This window comes from Streptomyces alkaliphilus, from assembly GCF_014141535.1.
GTDB lineage: Bacteria > Actinomycetota > Actinomycetes > Streptomycetales > Streptomycetaceae > Streptomyces > Streptomyces alkaliphilus.
In genome coordinates this window covers 1-784 of record NZ_VKHT01001534.1, presented here as the reverse complement: position 1 = coordinate 784, position 784 = coordinate 1, and the positions used below count along the sequence as shown (strand labels likewise).

The following is a 784-nucleotide window of genomic DNA, read 5'->3' as shown; positions in this document are numbered from 1 at the left end:
GGCCGGGGGACGGCCGGCAGGGGCGCGCCGCGTCGGGGCCTCCCGACGCTCGGCACCGCGCGCGGCTCCGGCTAGAGTCGGGCCATGACCAAGTGGGAGTACGCGACCGCACCGCTCCTGGTGCACGCCACGAAGCAGATTCTGGACACCTGGGGCGAGGACGGCTGGGAGCTGGTCCAGGTCGTCCCCGGCCCGAGCAGTGAGCAGTTGGTGGCCTACTTCAAGCGGCCCAAGCAGTGACCGGCCGCGTCGAGGCCCGCCTCGCCGAACTCGGCCTGACGCTGCCCGACGTGGTGCCGCCGGTGGCGGCATACGTGCCGGCCGTCGTGAGCGACCGTCACGTCCACACCTCCGGGCAGCTGCCGATGGTGGAGGGGACCCTCTCGCTGACCGGCAAGGTCGGCGCCGAGGTCACCCCCGAGGAGGCCGGAGGGCTGGCCCGCATCTGCGCGCTGAACGCCCTGGCGGCGGTGAAGTCCGTCGCCGGTGACCTGGACCGGGTGTCGCGGGTGGTGAAGGTCACCGGCTTCGTCGCCTCCGCTCCCGACTTCACCGGTCAGCCGCAGGTGATCAACGGTGCCAGCGAGCTGCTGCAGGAGGTCCTGGGGGCCCGGGGTGTTCACGCCCGCAGCGCCGTCGGCGTGGCGGTGCTGCCCCTGGACTCGCCGGTCGAGGTGGAGATCACCGTCGAACTGGAGGACTCCGCGGAGGGCTCGGCCGACGTCTGAGGGCAGACGGGCCCGGCCGCCCCGGCCCGCGCCGTTCCCCCTCCCCGGTTCGGGGA

The 784-nt window shown here is 74.0% G+C and carries 2 protein-coding genes; both read left to right on the top strand.

Features of this window, described 5'->3' with window-relative positions; all coding sequences use genetic code 11:
- Positions 1-84: 84 nt before the first annotated feature.
- Positions 85-240, top strand: coding sequence for a hypothetical protein (locus FNQ90_RS25520; protein ID WP_173019732.1), 156 nt, complete (start codon positions 85-87; stop codon positions 238-240).
- Positions 237-728 (top strand): RidA family protein, encoded by a 492-nt coding sequence (locus tag FNQ90_RS25515; RefSeq protein WP_143625340.1) that lies wholly within the window; start codon positions 237-239, stop codon positions 726-728. Before FNQ90_RS25520 ends, FNQ90_RS25515 begins: the two co-directional genes overlap by 4 nt.
- Positions 729-784: the final 56 nt, after the last annotated feature.

Excerpts from the sequence above, each read along its gene's own strand:
- FNQ90_RS25520 (WP_173019732.1), top strand. The coding sequence starts at position 85 with ATGACCAAGTGGGAGTACGCGACCGCACCGCTCCTGGTGCACGCCACG.